Raw genomic sequence first — 13,960 nt, 5'->3', positions numbered from 1 at the left:
CCGTCAGCCCGGGGTGTTCGCACTGCCGGGTGACGCGTGCCCGCCGGCGCCCCGCTTCCCGCTCGCTGCCATCTGGTCTTCCCTGCCTGAGAACCACGCGCGGTACCGGCGGAGCGCGCCGCGGCGGCGCAGACGTTCCCGCACCAGCGCCAGGAGCGGTCGCGGTGCCGGCGCGCCCTTCCCGCCGCCCAGCCGGGACAGGTGGCACCGCACGGCCGCCTGGGTCGCGGCCGCGGCGAGCGCCTTGTCCCGCAGCCGCACGGGCGTGAGCCCGGCGTCGGCCTCGTCGCCGCGCAGCCAGTGACGCGGCAGGTCCGGGTCGACGGCGAGCGCGGTCGCCATGCCGACCACGGCGGCGCCGCGGGCCAGTGCGTCGTGGGCGACCGGGCGGCGGCGGATGCCTCCGGTGATCATGATCGGCAGCGCGGCGCCGTCCAGGATCGAGGCGGCCGCGTCGAGGAAGTAGGCCTCCCTGGCGAGGGTGCTGCCGTCCGCGGTGCTGCCGTTGGTGGCCAGGCTCTCCAGGGAGCCGCCGGAGAGCTCGACCAGGTCGACGGCGGACTCGGCGAGCATCGACACGACCCGTGCCGCGTCCTCGGCGTCGAAGCCGCCGCGCTGGAAGTCCGCGGTGTTCAGCTTCACCGCGACGGCGAACCCGCTGCCCACCTCGCGCCGGATGGCGGCGACGACGTCGAGCAGCAGGCGGGCGCGGTTGCGCAGGTCCCCGCCCCACTCGTCGGTGCGCCTGTTCGTGAGCGGTGACAGGAACTGGCTGATCAGGTACCCGTGCGCGGCGTGGACCTGCACGCCGTCGAACCCCGCGGACTCCGCCATCCGCGCGGTGGCCGCGAACCGCCGCACGGTCTCCGCGACGTCCGCGGCGGTCATCGGCTCCGGCCGCCGGTAGAGCCGGGAGTACCGGCCGAGGCTGACGGCGACGTCGGACGCCGACCGGACCGCGCCGGGCATGTCGGCGGACATGACGCGGCCGGGGTGGTTGATCTGCATCCACACCTGGCCGCCACCGGACCGCGCCGCGCGGGCCCACCGGCGGAACGGCTCCAGCGGCGTGTCCTCCTCCAGGACGACGTCGGAGGGGTCGGCCAGCGACCTGTGGTCCACCATCACGTGCCCGGTGATCAGCAGCCCCGCGCCGCCCGCGGCCCACCGCCGGTACAGCACCTCCAGACCTGGTCCCGGCAGCTGCCCGTCGGCAGCGAGGAACTCCTCCATCGCCGCCTTCGCGATCCGGTTGGGCAGCAGCCCTCCGCTCGCCAGTTCCAGGGGTGTGCCGAGCTCGGTCACGGTGGCGCCTCGCAATGTTGACGTCGTACATATTGTGGACGTCGTCAACATAGCTCAGGTGATGTGTACACTGTCAAGATGAGTCGCGTCGGCTACCACCACGGCGATCTGCGGGCGAGCCTGCTGGCCTCCGCGCTGGAACTGGTGGAGGCATCGGGCACCGAACAGCTGTCGTTGCGCGCCGTGGCGCGCAAGGCCGGTGTGTCACCGAACGCGCCCTACAACCACTACGCGGACAAGGCCGCACTGCTCGCCGCGCTCGCCGTGCACAGCCTGGAGCAGGTGAAGGAAAGCATGATCGCCGCGGCGACCACGGCCGCGCACGGCGACGAGATCGTCGCCATCACGGTGGCCGCGGTCCGGTACGCCCTGGCCCATCCGGGGCTGTACCGGCTGACCGTGGCCCACATGTGCGGTGACGACCCGCAGGTCCGTGCCGCGGAGGAGGCGGTGCGGGCGGTGGTGGCGGGCAGCGTGGCCATCACCACCGGGGGTGCCGCGGCGGACGCGCTCTGCGCCGGGGTCTGGGCGCTCGCGCAGGGGCTCACCCTGCTGCTGGTGGACGGGTCGGTGAAGCCGGCGCCGCACCAGACCGTCGACGACTTCGTGCGGGCAACCGTCCAGGCCACGCTCACCGCCGGCCGGTAGGGCGGGTCAACGCTCGACGGCGAGCTTCCCGGCCAGGCCGATCATGGCGACGCCACCACCCGCCTTGAGGTACTGCAGGCGCCGCGGCCGCCGGCGGAACCAGGTGCGCAGCGACCCGGCGGCGACCACCCAGACGGTCTCGATGAGGGCCTGCGCGACCGCGCCGAGGACACCGATGACGAGCATCTGCAGAGCCGGGTGGCCGAGGTCGTGGTCCACGAACTGGGGCAGGATCGCCATCAGCGAGACGATGCTCTTCGGGTTGGCGACGCCGACGGCGAACCCCTGGCGTGCCGCCGCGATCCCCGTGAACGACGCCCCGGTCGCCGACTCGGCCGGTGGCTCGGGTTCGGCGTGGCGCGCTCCCCGCAGCGACTGCACGCCGAGCCAGAGCAGGTAGGCCGCTCCCGCGATCTTCACCACGAGGAAGAGCTGCGCCGATGCCGCGATCACGGCGCCGAGGCCGACCAGCACCAGGCCCAGCAGCACCAGCCCGCCGACGGCGTTGCCGAGCACGATCCACATGGCCGGCCGTCTGCCGCGCGTCACGGCGCGACTGGTCTCCAGCAGGACCGAGGGACCGGGGATCGCCGACAGCAGCGCCGACAGGAGCAGGAAGCCGGCGGCCAGGCTCGGGTTGACGGGCACACCGGCCAGGCTAACCGGTGGCGCCCGGAGCCGCGTAGGTCAGCAGAGCGCCCAGCGACAGCTGTTCCAGCACCTCCGCGGTGAACGCGTCCGTCGTGGCCGTGCCGCCGAGATCGGGCGTCCGGACCGGGGTCTTCGCCAGGACGTCCGCGATCGCCCGTTCGACCTCGGCGGCCGCTTCCGCGTGGCCGAGGTGGTCGAGCATCAGCGCGGCGGTCCAGATCGCGCCGAGCGGGTTCGCGACGCCCCGGCCCGCGATGTCGGGCGCGGAGCCGTGGACGGGTTCGAACATCGACGGGAAGTCGCGCTCGGGGTTGATGTTCGCGGACGGCGCGATGCCGATGCTGCCCGCGACGGCGGCGGTGAGGTCGCTCAGGATGTCGCCGAAGAGGTTGGAGCCGACGATGACGTCGAAGCGCGCCGGGTCCAGAACCACCTTGGCGCACAACGCGTCGATGTGCTCGGCTCGCCATCGGACGTCCGGATGGGACGACGCGGTCTCGGCGACGACCTCGTCCCAGAACGGCATCGTGTGCACGATTCCGTTGGACTTGGTCGCGGACGTGACGTGCTTGCGCCGCCCGGCCGCGAGCGTGAACGCGTACTCGGCGATGCGCGACACCCCGGTCCGCGTGAAGACCGACTCCTGCACGGCCATCTCCTCGGGGAAACCCCGCCCGAACCGGCCGCCGACCTCGCTGTACTCGCCCTCGACGTTCTCCCGGACGACGACCAGGTCCATCGCGGCCGCACCGCGCACCGGGCTGTCGACGCCCTCGAACACCTTGACCGGGCGCAGGTTCACGTACTGCCGGAACGTGCGCCGGATCGGGATCAGCAGGCCCCACAGCGAGACGTGGTCGGGCACCGACGGGTCGCCGACCGCGCCGAGCAGGACCGCGTCGTGGTGGCGGATCCGGTCGAGGCCGTCGGCGGGCATCATCGCGCCGAGCTCGGTGTAGCGGGCACAGGACCAGTCGAACTCGTCGTAGACGAACGCGATGCCGTGCCGGCGGCCGACGGCGTCGAGGACACGGCACGCGGCGGGCGTGACCTCCTGCCCGATGCCGTCTCCCGGGATGAGCGCGATGCGATGCGTGACCATGCGTGCGATCACACCACCCGGTGCGCGACCACGTCCAAGACGTGGATCCGACCAGGGTTAGAGGCTGAGGCTATGAGCGACGTCCAGGAACGCCGCGGCCGCCGGGGTGAGCGGTCCCGGGTCGCTGACCAGCGCGAGGTGCAGGTGCCGGGCGGGTTCGACGGCCAGCACGAGGGCGCCGGCCTGACGGGCGAGCGGCGCCCAGGACTCGGCGAGGACGGCCATCCCGACGCCGCCCAGCACGAGCGGCAGGATCGCCTCCCGCTGCTCGGTCTCCACGACCTCGGTCAGGTCCACGCCCGCCGCCCGGATCTCGTCGACGACGCGCCGCATGCCGGTGCCGGGCTGGCCGACGATCAGCCGCTGCCCGGCGAGGTCCTCGTCGCGCACGACGGTGCCCGGCACGAACGGCCCGTCCGCGGGACAGACCAGCACGAACCGCTGCCGGCCGATCCGGTGGACCCCCACCCGCGCGTCGGTCAGCGGCGCGTTCGTGCCGAGCAGGCCCAGCTCCGTCCGTCCACTCCGGACCTGGTCGACGACGTCGTCCGCCGTCGAGGCCGCGCGCACCGAGATGGACAGACCGGGATGCTTCTCGGTGACCGCCTTGATGATCCGGGCCAGCGGCTCGACGGACTGCGACGGCATCACGGCGATCTCGACCCTGCCGGCTCGCAGACCGCCCACCTCCTCGACGCTCGCGCGGGCGGCGGCGAGGACCCGCACGGCCTGCCTGGCGGGGCCGATCAGGGCCCTGCCCGCGTCGGTCAGCACGAGCCTGCGGCCCACCCGGCGGAACAGGTTGATCCCGAGCTCGCGTTCGAGCGCCCGGATGGCCTGCGACAACGACGGCTGCGCCACGTGCAGGACGGCCGCGGCCTTGTTCACGCTGCCGTGGTCCACGACGGCGAGGAAGTAGCGCAACTGCCGGACGTCCATCCGGCTAGTCACCGCCCGCTGACTCGGCCCGCGCGGCCGGTCGGCCGACCACGAGGCCGCTCCTGGCGCCGTCGACCGCGCCGAGCACGGAGGCCAGCTGCCGCAGGGTGCCCTCCAGCGTGTCCGCCGGCACCACGGCGAGGGTGCGGTGCAGTGCGGTGGTCGCGGCCTTCGTCGCGGCCCGGGCGGTGGTGAGGCCGCTCGCCGTGAGCTCGACGTTGTGGCTGCGCCGGTCCGCCGGGTCGGGGACGCGGGACACGAGTCCCCGTGCCTCGAGCCGGCGCAGGACGTTGCTCAGCCCGCCGGTCGTCAGCAGCAGGTGGTTCGCCAGCTCCTTCGGCCGCCGCTGGTGGGGGGCGCCGACCGAGAGCAACGTCGCCAGCACGTCGAGCTCGGCGGGTGTCAGGCCCTGCTCCGCCAGCGCCGGGGCGATGGTCTGCTCGAGGACGCTCTGCAGCCGCACGACGTGCTGGGAGAAGGCCAGCGTGAGGTGCGCGTCGGGGGAGCCGTCCGACCGGTCGTGGGCCACGGCCGCACTCTACACGGCCTGAGCTTTCGTGATAGCTTTCAAAAAAGCTTTCAAGAAATCTAGATGAGGAGATGGCGTGGCGACGGTGACCGCGATCGACGACGTCCGCGTGTTCACGGGGGACGGGCTCTCCGAACCCCGGCGCGTCTGCCTGAAAGGCGAGCGGATCACCGCCGAGGAGCCTCCGGACGTGGTCGTCGACGGCGCGGGCAAGGTGCTGCTGCCGGGGCTCGTCGACGCGCACGTGCACACCGTGCGCGGCCGGGCGGACCTGCTGGACCTGGCCAGGTGGGGAGTGACGACCGGGCTGGACATGGGCACGTGGCCGAGCTCGTTCGTGGCCGAGATGCGCCGGCAGACGGGGGGCGCGCAGATCTTCACCGCGACGACACCGGCCGCGGGTGCCGGTGGAGGCCACGCCAAGATGCCCGGCTTCCCCGCCGAGGGCGTCATCACGACCCCGGACGAGGGGCGTGCCTTCGTGGAACGCCGTGTGGCGGAGGGTGCCGACTTCATCAAGATCATCACCGAGGCCGCCCCGCCGGAGGGCATGGACCAGGCGACGGTGAACGCGATCGTCGCGGCGGCGCACGGCCACGGGCTCCTGGTCGTGGCCCACTCGGTCACGACCGGCGCCTTCCGCGTCGCGGTCGAGGCAGGCGTGGACGTCAGCACCCACGCGCCGCTGGACGCGGTCCTGGACGACGACACAGTGCGGCGCATGCACGAACTTGGGGTCGTGAGCTCACCGACGCTGGTGATGATGCGCGGTGTCGCCGAGCTGCGCGCGGCGGCGGGGCTCCGGTACGAGCACGCCCGCGACACCGTCGCGAAGCTGCGCGAGGCAGGCGTCCGGCTCCTGGTCGGCACGGACGCGAACGCCTCGGCGGTGGGACCGTTCGCGCCGAAGCACGGCGAGTCCATGCACGACGAGCTCGCCCTCCTGGTCGAGGCCGGGCTGACCCCCGTGGAGGCGCTGCGCGGCGCTACCAGCCTCGCCGCGCTGACGTTCGGCCTCGACGACCGGGGCGTCGTCGAGCCGGGCAAGCGCGCCGACCTGCTCCTCGTCGACGGCGACCCGACCGGGGACATCACCGCGGCCAGGGCCGTCGCGGGCGTCTGGATCGCGGGGGAGCGCGTCCGCTGAGCACGTCCTGGGGCGCTCTCACCGGGGATGTCGCAAGCGCCGGGGACACCGGCTGACACAATGGACGAATGGCTCTGGGTTACCTCCTCGCCGTGCTGGCGACCCTGGCATCGGGCAGTGGTTCGATCCTGGAGGCCATAGGTGTCCGGCGGGCGGGCGCGTACGGCGGACGATCTCTCGATCTCATCGCCCTGCGGCGTCAGTGGCTGTACTTCCTCGGCCTCGGCGTGGACATGCTGGGGTTCGCCTTCGCGGCCGCCGCGCTGCACCGGCTGCCGCTGTTCCTCGTCCAGTCGATGCTCGCGTTCAGCGTCGGTGTGACCGCCGCGATCAGCGCGTTCATGGGCGCGCACCTGCGTGCGTCCGGGTGGGGCGCGCTGGCCGTCGGGGCGGTCGGCCTGGTCCTGCTGGGCGTGTCCGCGGAGCCCGGTCCCGCCCAGGCCCTGCCGCCCCAGTGGCGCTGGCTCCTCGTGGGCATGGCGGTCCCGGTGCTGGCGATCGCCGCCTACGCCCGGCGCCACCATCAGGTCTGGGCGACGGTGGCGCTGGCGTTCGGCGCCGGTGTCGCCTATAGCGTCGTCGGCATCGCCGCGCGCACGCTCGACTTCCCGGACACCGTCTGGCGGATCGTCCTGGACCCGGCGGCGTGGGCGATCGTCCTCAACGGGTTCGCCGCGGCGGTCGTGTTCGCGATGGCGCTGCAGAAGGGCGGCCCGACCGGGGTCACCGCCGTCATGTTCACCACCAACACGGCGCTCTCGTCGTTCGTCGGGCTGGTCTACCTGGACGACCGCGTCCGCGACGGGTTCATGACCGCCGCGACCATCGGGTTCGTCCTGGCCATCGCCGGAGCCATCGCGGTCGCCCACTACTCGGCCGACACCCGGCCGAAGGAGCGGAAGAAGGCGGAGGCCGGCCTGCGGGCGTGAGTCGTCAGGCCGCGCCGAGCAGGCGTTCCCGCAAGGCGGGGAGACGGCTGTCGGAATGGCCGGCGGTCTCCCCGGCCAGTTCGGTGTAGCGCCTGCGCACGCGGGCCGACGACAGCCCCGCGCCGATGCGCAAAGCCTCCTCGGCACTGTCGCACGCGCCGTCGAGCTCACCGGCGGCGAGCTGGACGCGCGCCAGTCCGACGTGGTCGAACACCCGCGAGCGGATCCGGGGTTCGGCGCGGCCCTGCGACGCCTCGGTCAGGAACTCGATGGCGAGCGGCGCGTGGGTCAGGCGCCCGGTGTTGTGCACCAGGTGCAGCAGGACCTCACCGAGCGTGGAAGCCAGTTCGGCGTAGTCGAGGTAGCTCGCGTACGAGGGCACGTCCTGGTCGTCGCCGTCGGCGAAGATCTCGCGCGCGTGGTGCACGGAACGCAACGCCTCCCGTTCGGCACCCATGAGTGCGGCGAACCGCGCGTCCAGGGAGTGCAGTCCGGCCCGGAGCACCGGACTGGCGTTGCGGGCGCCGTAGAGCGCGAGGCCCAGGCAGTCGCTCGCACGGGCGGGATCGCCGACGTGGCCCCAGATCCGGGCCAGGCACTGCAACAGGTGCGCGGTGAGGCCGCGGTCGCCGGACTCGCGCGCGGACTGCACCCCGAGGGTGAGGTAGCGGATGGCGGCGGGGTAGTTGCCCGCGTCGTGCGCCGCCCAGCCCACCACGCCCGCGAGGTCCGCCAGTTCCGCGTGCAGCTGTCGTCCGACGTGTTCGCGGTAGGTGCCCTCGCGCAGCAGCCGGGCCGCGGTGGCGAGGTGCGCGGTGGCCGTGTTCAGCATGCTCGCGCCCCCGAACCTGTTCTCCAGCTCGCGGAACATCGCCGTGAAGGCCGCCATCCGCGCCACGTCGGCCGTGCCCAGCTCACCGGCACCGCTGCTCCTGGCCAGCTGCCGGGACGGCGCGTAGGCCCAGCTCTCCAGGGCGGGCAGCACCTTCGTCGCGTCCGCCTCCGAGGCCTTGTCGCAGGGCTGGCGGGTGAGGTCGGCCCTGGTGGCGTTCTGGATGCCGTCGATGATCTCCAGCGGCCCCCGGTAGCGGGTGTTGTCGGACGCGCCGCGCCCGAGGCCGAGGTCCTCCGGCGTCAGCGGGCGCCCGACGTGGCACGAGAGGACCTGGGCCAGCAGGCCGGGCACCGGGTCGCGCGGCCGTTCGCCGTCCAGCCACCGCCGCACCCGCGAGCCGTCGGGCCTGATCTGGTGGTGACCGGTCTCCACCGCCAGCGTCGTGACGGCTTTCGCCAGGGCGATCTTGCTGAGTCCGGAGCGGTCGAACCAGGTCCGCAATGCGGTCCCCGACGATTCCTCGAACATACCGGCCTTTCGACGGGCAGCACCTGTCCTCATCTCTACCACCCCCCGATCGTGCCTTGTGATCATGCAATGCGACTTTCGCGATTCGCTGTCGGTGCGCATGACTTCGCCGGGAAGTTCGCCGGGGTTTCGCTCCCTTTCTCCGCCATTGGGACCAAGGTCATCCTGACCCGGTGACCACTGTTCAGACGATTCGTGAACCGTTGCGGCAAGCGAGGGAGCTCGTCCTTTCCCCCTTGCGCGACCAGGTGGACGGCCTGCCTCCCGCCACGCGCCGTCTGGTGCGCCACCACTTCGGCTGGACAGGGGCCGGTACCGGTGCCGTCGGCAAGCTCCTGCGCCCGGCGCTGACGCTCGCCTGCGCCGAGGCGGTCGGTGGCACGGCACGGGAGGCGGTGCCCGCCGCGGTGGCGGTCGAGCTGGTCCACAACTTCTCGCTGATCCACGACGACCTCATCGACCAGGACGCCACCCGCAGGCACCGCCCGACCGTCTGGCACGAGCACGGCACCGCCGCCGCGGTGCTGGCGGGCAACGCGCTGCTCGCGCTGGGGATCGGGACGGTGGCCGGCTCCGGTCCGCCCGGCGGGCAGCCGGTGCTGGTCAGCGCCGTGCAGGAGATGATCGTCGGCCAGCTCGCGGACTCCTCGTTCGAACACCGCGCCGACGTCACCCGCGAGGAGTCGCTGCTGGCGGCCGAGGGGAAGACCGGCGCGTTGATGGGTGCCGCGTGCGCGCTCGGCGCGCTGTCCGGCGGCGGCGACACCACCCAGGCCGAGCACCTGCGGACGTTCGGGCGCCACCTGGGCATCGCGTTCCAGGCGGCGGACGACCTGCTGGGGATCTGGGGCGACCCGGCGCTGACCGGCAAGCCGGTGGGCGCGGACCTGGTGGTGCGCAAGAAGTCGCTGCCCGTGGTCGCCGCCCTCACCTCCGGCACCCCGGCCGGAGCCGAACTCGCCGCCCGCTACCACCGCGAGGACCCCTACACCGCCGAGGACGTCCGCCGCAGCACCCGGCTCGTGGTCGAAGCCGGTGGCCGCGCCTGGTGCGAGCGCCAGGCCGTCGAGCACCTCGCCCTGGCCGACCAGGCGCTCCAGGCCGTCGCCCCCGGCCAGGAGGCCGCCGGCAAGCTCGCCGGCCTGACCGCCCTGGTCGTCGGCCGGGACCACTGACCGAACAACGCCAGCACAGTCGAAGCGGAAGCGGAATTCATGCCGAAAAACATTCCTGACGCACCCGGCGCACTTCCATTCATCGGACACGCATTGCAACTCGCCCGGCATCGGACGGACTTTCTCATCTCGTTGGTGGAGCACGGCGACCTGGTTCGCATCAACATGGCGGGAATGCCCGCGTACCTGCCGACCACGCCCGAGCTCGTGCACGCGATCTTGGTCTCCGAACAGCAGCACTACGTGCGCGGCCGGCTGTCCGACAAGATGTCCGACGTGCTCGGGCGGGGGCTCGCGACCGTGTCCGGCCGGCCGCAACGCGAGGCGCGCCGGATGCTCCAGCCCGCGTTCCACCGCCAGAAGGTCCCGAGCTACGCGCCGATGATGGCCGCCGTCGCCGCGGGCGTGGCCGACTCGTGGCAACCCGGCACGCCGATCCGGATCGACGACGCGATGCACGTCCTCACCGCGCGCGTGGTCAACGGCATGCTGTTCGCCTCCGACCTCGGCGACGCGGCGGCCGACGCCATCCAGCAACGGCTGCCCGTCGTCATGCGCGGCGTGCTGACCAGGACGCTGGTCCCCGGCGCGTGGCAGCGCCTGCCGTTGCCGGCCAACAAGCGCTACCGCCGGTCCATCGACGAGATGGACCGGTCGATCGACGACGCCATCGCCGCGTACCGCGCGTCCGGGCAGGAGGTCGACGACATGCTGTCGATGATGCTCGCGCTGCGCGATGACGACGGCAACCCCATGTCCGACAGGTGGATCCACGACCAGGTGATCACCATGGCGGTCGGCGGCGTCGAGACGACCAGCGCCGCGCTGTCGTGGTCCCTGCACCACATCGGCACCAGGCCCGACCTGGAGGAGCGGATCTTCGCGGAGGTGGACGAGGTGCTGGGCGGCCGTCTGCCCGACGCCTCCGACCTGCCCGCGCTCGTGCACACCGGCAGGCTGGTCCTGGAGGTGCTGCGCCTGCACGCCGTGGCCGTCTACATGCGACGGACGCTGGCCCCCACCCGCCTGGGCGACTACGAGCTCCCCGCCGGCGCGGAGATCATCCTCAGCCCCTACGCCCTGCACCGCAACCGCCGCTGGTACCCCGACCCGCACCGGTTCGACCCGGACCGCTGGGGCACCGACGCGGCCAGGAACCTGCCCAAGGGGGCGTACTTCCCGTTCTCGGTCGGAGGCGGCAAGTGCATCGCCGACAACTTCGCCGTCCTGGAGATCACCCTGGCGCTGGCGGTGATCTGCGGCCGCTGGCGCCTGCGCCCGCAGTCGGACCGCGTGGTCAGGGAGATCACCACCGGAGCCACCAGGCCCGACCGCGTGATGATGATCGCCGAACGCAGGACACCCGCCCCGGTGAGCGCCCGGTGACCGGCCTCGTGATGCCGCACTTCCCGGCCCCGTTCCCCGAAGAACGCAACCCGCACCTCGACGAGGCCTCCGCGGCGATGTGGGACTGGGTGCGGGCAACAGGTCTGGCCCCCACCGCCGCGGCCGGCGAACGGCTGCGCAGGAGCGGCGCCGACCTGTCCGGCGCCTACATCTGGCCACGAGCCGGCTTGGACGAGCTCACCCTGGGCCTGAAGTGGCTGGCGTTGACGTTCCCGCTGGACGACTTCCTGGACGAGGGCGGCGCCCTGAGCGACGTCGAACGTCGAGCCGTCGCCGTCGAGGGCCTGGTCGACCTCCTGCACGGGCGCCCCTCACCCGTGCGAGGTGCGGCGGCGGAAGCCCTTGCCTCCCTGTGGGAAGAGACGGCTCTCGGCACGACGGAACAGTGGCGCTCGGCCTTCGTCCGCGACTTCAGCCTGTTCCTGCGGTCCTACGCGGACGACGCGAAGCTGACAGCGCAGGACCGTCTGCCCACTTTGGACGACTACCTGCCCAAGCGGATGTACTCCGTCGGCACGCCTTGGTTGTGGGACCTGGACGAGCTGCGTCTTCCGGCCGTTCTGCCGGAGCCGGTGCGCGACTGCCCGGTCCTGCACGAAGTGCGCACGGCCGGGTCGCTGCACATCGCCATGGTCAACGACGTGTTCTCGGCACCGCGCGAACGCCTGACCGACTATCCGCACAACGCTGTCTTCATCGTCCAACGTCAGTTCCGCTGCACGGTCCAGGCGGCTGTCGACCACGTGGCCGAGCTGGTGGCGGAGCAGGTGGGTGTCTTCGAGTCGGCGCGTGAGAGGTTGCTGGCGAAGTGGGAGGGGCAGGTTGATCTTGCGATCGTCGCGGACTACGCGTCCAACGTGGCTGCGGGAATGCGTGGTCAGCTGAGCTGGCACCAGGCCGTCGAACGGTACGAGGTCGACGACCTGGGTGCTGATGTGCCCACCCACGGCTATCCGGACGACCTCATCGTCGTCTGACCGGTCAGCCGCGCTTCGATCTTGCGCAGGGTCGCGATCGTGGCGTCGATCTCCCCGTCGTCGGTGACCGTCCCCTCGAGCAGGTGGCTCCACGTGGCCCGCAGCCGCTGCAGGTTCTCCTGCGCCTTCTCGGTGGGGTAGAGGCGAACGCGGCGCGCGTCGTGCTGGTCGACGTCGCGCCGCACCAGGCCGGCCGCTTCGAGTCCTCGCACCGCCCGGCTGAAGTTGCTGGAGATCAGCTGGGTCGCCTCCGCGGCCGCGCTCGCGGAGGTGCCCGGGTTGCGGTCGATGTAGCGCATCACGGCTCCCTGCAACGGGGTGCCGGACTCGACCTCGGCCTGCTTCGACGCCGCGATGTGCCTGCCCACCGCCAGCACCAGGTCGGCGAGCTCGAACAGCCTCGACGTCTGCTCCTCGTCCATCAGTCAGGGCCCTTCGTCGGCGGGTGCTGTCCCGTGAATGCTATCGGTTGACAGGTAATCGAGAGGCGGCGTAGTTTTGCTGTCATTCGATAGCTATCTTCCGAAGCCCTGCAGGGGCTGTGGCTCGAAGGACCCGACCGTGACACTTGTCGCCATCGAGGAGCACTGGATCCACCCGGCCCTCACGACCGCTCTCGGCGACCTGCCGCATCCGGACGAAAGCCTTGCGTTCAACGAGATGGGCGACCACTCGCAGCGGCTGGCCGACCTGGACGAGGGGCGTATCGCCACCATGGACGCCCAGGGCATCGACGTCTCCGTCCTCGCCCTGACTCCGCCCGGAACGCAGGCTCTACCGCCCGAGCAGGCCGTCAGCCACAGCCGCACCGCGAACGACATCGCCGCCGCGGCCGTCGACAGGCACCCGACGCGGTTCCGGGCGCTCTCGACGGTGCCGCTGTCCGCCCCGGAGCACGTCGTCGGCGAGCTCGTGCGCGCGAAGGGCCTCGGCCACGTCGGAACCATGGTCTACGGGCGCTCCGGCGACCGCTTCCTCGACGATCCCGCCTACGACGAGTTCTTCGCCGCGGCGGCGGAGCTGGGCCAGCCTGTCTTCCTCCACCCGCAGATCCCCTCGGACGCCGTGCGCGACGCCTCCTACCGCGGTTTCGGCGAGCTCACCGACCTGGCCCTGGCGACCTTCGGGTGGGGCTGGCACCTCGACGCGGCGACCGCGGCGCTCCGGCTGATCCTGCGCGGCACCTTCGACCGGCACCCCGCGCTCCAGGTCGTGCTCGGCCACTGGGGAGAGATGCTGCTGTTCTGGCTCGACCGGGCCGACAGCCTGTCGCGAGTCGGCGACCTGAAGCATCCCGTCTCGCACTACGTCCGGACGAACTTCCACATCACCGCGTCCGGCATGCTCAACCCGGCACTGCTCCGGCACGCCCTCTCGGTGACCACGGCCGACCGGTTGATCTTCTCCACCGACTACCCGTTCCAGCACCCGGGCCGGGACGAGATCGACACCTTCCTCGGCCACTTCGGCTCCGACGAGGACCGGCGGAAGTTCTCCTCCGCCAACGCGGCGGCGCTCTTCGGCCTCGAGATCGGCTAGGGGGTGTCCTGCGGATCTTCGGGCTCTGGTGGCGTGGGTTGTCCTGGTGGTCGCGTTGGGTGGGCGGGTTCCTGTTTCAGGCGCGGGGCTCTGCCCCGGACCCCGCCAACTGATCAAAGACCCCCAGCGCCCTCGGCGGGGTGATGGCACGCCTGTTCGGGTTGGGCGGCTTGCTGTTGTGTAGGTGGTGCGGTTCGGGTGGGGTGGGTCCCGTCCCAAGCCGGGCGAGTGCTGGGCACGGCTCGTGAC

At 72.2% G+C, this 13,960-nt stretch carries 14 protein-coding genes; 7 read left to right on the top strand and 7 right to left on the bottom strand.

All coding sequences use genetic code 11. The annotated features are described in order from the left end of the window. Positions 1-3: 3 nt before the first annotated feature. A complete protein-coding gene (locus ACFWV3_RS21505) occupies positions 4-1,305 on the bottom strand; it encodes an NADH:flavin oxidoreductase/NADH oxidase family protein (RefSeq protein WP_382413179.1) in 1,302 nt (433 codons plus the stop codon). A gap of 78 nt (positions 1,306-1,383) precedes the next feature. Between ACFWV3_RS21505 and ACFWV3_RS21500 the strand changes: the two genes are divergently transcribed. Further along, the gene (locus ACFWV3_RS21500; RefSeq protein ID WP_382413178.1) at positions 1,384-1,953 is read left to right on the top strand and encodes a TetR/AcrR family transcriptional regulator; all 570 of its coding nucleotides are present in this window, start codon (positions 1,384-1,386) and stop codon (positions 1,951-1,953) included. A 6-nt stretch (positions 1,954-1,959) separates the two neighbouring features. Here the strand turns inward: ACFWV3_RS21500 and ACFWV3_RS21495 are convergent, their stop codons facing one another. From ACFWV3_RS21495 to ACFWV3_RS21480, 4 genes are read right to left on the bottom strand one after another with little or no spacing between them, the layout of a single operon-like run. After that, a complete protein-coding gene (locus tag ACFWV3_RS21495) occupies positions 1,960-2,601 on the bottom strand; it encodes a LysE family translocator (protein WP_382413177.1) in 642 nt (213 codons plus the stop codon). A 10-nt stretch (positions 2,602-2,611) separates the two neighbouring features. Then, positions 2,612-3,706 carry a tartrate dehydrogenase gene (locus ACFWV3_RS21490; RefSeq protein WP_382413176.1) on the bottom strand — a complete coding sequence of 365 codons (1,095 nt, stop codon included), beginning with the start codon at positions 3,704-3,706 and terminating at the stop codon, positions 2,612-2,614. 57 nt (positions 3,707-3,763) lie between these two features. Next, the gene (locus ACFWV3_RS21485) at positions 3,764-4,645 is read right to left on the bottom strand and encodes a LysR family transcriptional regulator (protein WP_382413175.1); all 882 of its coding nucleotides are present in this window, start codon (positions 4,643-4,645) and stop codon (positions 3,764-3,766) included. A 4-nt stretch (positions 4,646-4,649) separates the two neighbouring features. Then, positions 4,650-5,174, bottom strand: coding sequence for a MarR family winged helix-turn-helix transcriptional regulator (locus ACFWV3_RS21480; protein WP_382413174.1), 525 nt, complete (start codon positions 5,172-5,174; stop codon positions 4,650-4,652). A gap of 76 nt (positions 5,175-5,250) precedes the next feature. Here ACFWV3_RS21480 and ACFWV3_RS21475 point away from each other — a divergent pair, with 76 nt between their 5' ends. Further along, on the top strand, positions 5,251-6,321 hold the full coding sequence (locus tag ACFWV3_RS21475; RefSeq protein WP_382413173.1) for an amidohydrolase family protein: 1,071 nt from the start codon (positions 5,251-5,253) through the stop codon (positions 6,319-6,321). Positions 6,322-6,389: 68 nt separating this feature from the next. Continuing rightward, positions 6,390-7,250, top strand: a complete 861-nt coding sequence (locus ACFWV3_RS21470) for a hypothetical protein (RefSeq protein WP_382413172.1) — start codon at positions 6,390-6,392, stop codon at positions 7,248-7,250. A 4-nt stretch (positions 7,251-7,254) separates the two neighbouring features. Here the strand turns inward: ACFWV3_RS21470 and ACFWV3_RS21465 are convergent, their stop codons facing one another. Further along, entirely contained in the window at positions 7,255-8,613 is a 1,359-nt protein-coding gene (locus ACFWV3_RS21465; protein WP_382413171.1) for a hypothetical protein, read from the bottom strand. Positions 8,614-8,786: 173 nt separating this feature from the next. Here ACFWV3_RS21465 and ACFWV3_RS21460 point away from each other — a divergent pair, with 173 nt between their 5' ends. The 3 genes from ACFWV3_RS21460 to ACFWV3_RS21450 are packed head-to-tail and all read left to right on the top strand — an operon-like array spanning position 8,787 to position 12,172. Next, positions 8,787-9,788 carry a polyprenyl synthetase family protein gene (locus tag ACFWV3_RS21460; RefSeq protein ID WP_382413170.1) on the top strand — a complete coding sequence of 334 codons (1,002 nt, stop codon included), beginning with the start codon at positions 8,787-8,789 and terminating at the stop codon, positions 9,786-9,788. A gap of 39 nt (positions 9,789-9,827) precedes the next feature. Next, positions 9,828-11,174: a cytochrome P450 gene (locus tag ACFWV3_RS21455; RefSeq protein WP_382413169.1), complete on the top strand. Its 1,347-nt coding sequence runs from the start codon at positions 9,828-9,830 to the stop codon at positions 11,172-11,174. Then, the gene (locus tag ACFWV3_RS21450; RefSeq protein ID WP_382413168.1) at positions 11,171-12,172 is read left to right on the top strand and encodes a terpene synthase family protein; all 1,002 of its coding nucleotides are present in this window, start codon (positions 11,171-11,173) and stop codon (positions 12,170-12,172) included. The genes ACFWV3_RS21455 and ACFWV3_RS21450 overlap by 4 nt, the downstream gene beginning before the upstream one ends. On the opposite strand, the gene ACFWV3_RS21445 is transcribed toward ACFWV3_RS21450, so the two are convergent. Further along, positions 12,145-12,594 carry a MarR family winged helix-turn-helix transcriptional regulator gene (locus tag ACFWV3_RS21445; protein ID WP_382413167.1) on the bottom strand — a complete coding sequence of 150 codons (450 nt, stop codon included), beginning with the start codon at positions 12,592-12,594 and terminating at the stop codon, positions 12,145-12,147. The two genes, ACFWV3_RS21450 and ACFWV3_RS21445, sit on opposite strands and share 28 nt — an antisense overlap. Positions 12,595-12,733: 139 nt before the next feature. On the opposite strand from ACFWV3_RS21445, the gene ACFWV3_RS21440 reads away from it, so the two are divergent. After that, positions 12,734-13,711, top strand: coding sequence for an amidohydrolase family protein (locus ACFWV3_RS21440; RefSeq protein WP_382413166.1), 978 nt, complete (start codon positions 12,734-12,736; stop codon positions 13,709-13,711). Positions 13,712-13,960: the final 249 nt, after the last annotated feature.

The sequence above is a fragment of the Lentzea sp. NPDC059081 genome, from assembly GCF_042738015.1.
In the GTDB taxonomy this organism is placed as follows: domain Bacteria; phylum Actinomycetota; class Actinomycetes; order Mycobacteriales; family Pseudonocardiaceae; genus Lentzea.
The sequence above is the reverse complement of the archived record's forward strand: the minus strand, read 5'-3'. Positions and strand labels throughout refer to the sequence as shown.

What these genes read in the sequence shown, in the direction of transcription:
- ACFWV3_RS21500 (WP_382413178.1), top strand. Translation starts at nt 1,384, where the DNA reads ATGAGTCGCGTCGGCTACCACCACGGCGATCTGCGGGCGAGCCTGCTG.
- ACFWV3_RS21490 (WP_382413176.1), bottom strand. Translation starts at nt 3,706, where the DNA reads ATGGTCACGCATCGCATCGCGCTCATCCCGGGAGACGGCATCGGGCAG.
- ACFWV3_RS21485 (WP_382413175.1), bottom strand. Translation starts at nt 4,645, where the DNA reads ATGGACGTCCGGCAGTTGCGCTACTTCCTCGCCGTCGTGGACCACGGC.
- ACFWV3_RS21470 (WP_382413172.1), top strand. Translation starts at nt 6,390, where the DNA reads ATGGCTCTGGGTTACCTCCTCGCCGTGCTGGCGACCCTGGCATCGGGC.
- ACFWV3_RS21465 (WP_382413171.1), bottom strand. Translation starts at nt 8,613, where the DNA reads ATGTTCGAGGAATCGTCGGGGACCGCATTGCGGACCTGGTTCGACCGC.
- ACFWV3_RS21455 (WP_382413169.1), top strand. Translation starts at nt 9,828, where the DNA reads ATGCCGAAAAACATTCCTGACGCACCCGGCGCACTTCCATTCATCGGA.
- ACFWV3_RS21445 (WP_382413167.1), bottom strand. Translation starts at nt 12,594, where the DNA reads ATGGACGAGGAGCAGACGTCGAGGCTGTTCGAGCTCGCCGACCTGGTG.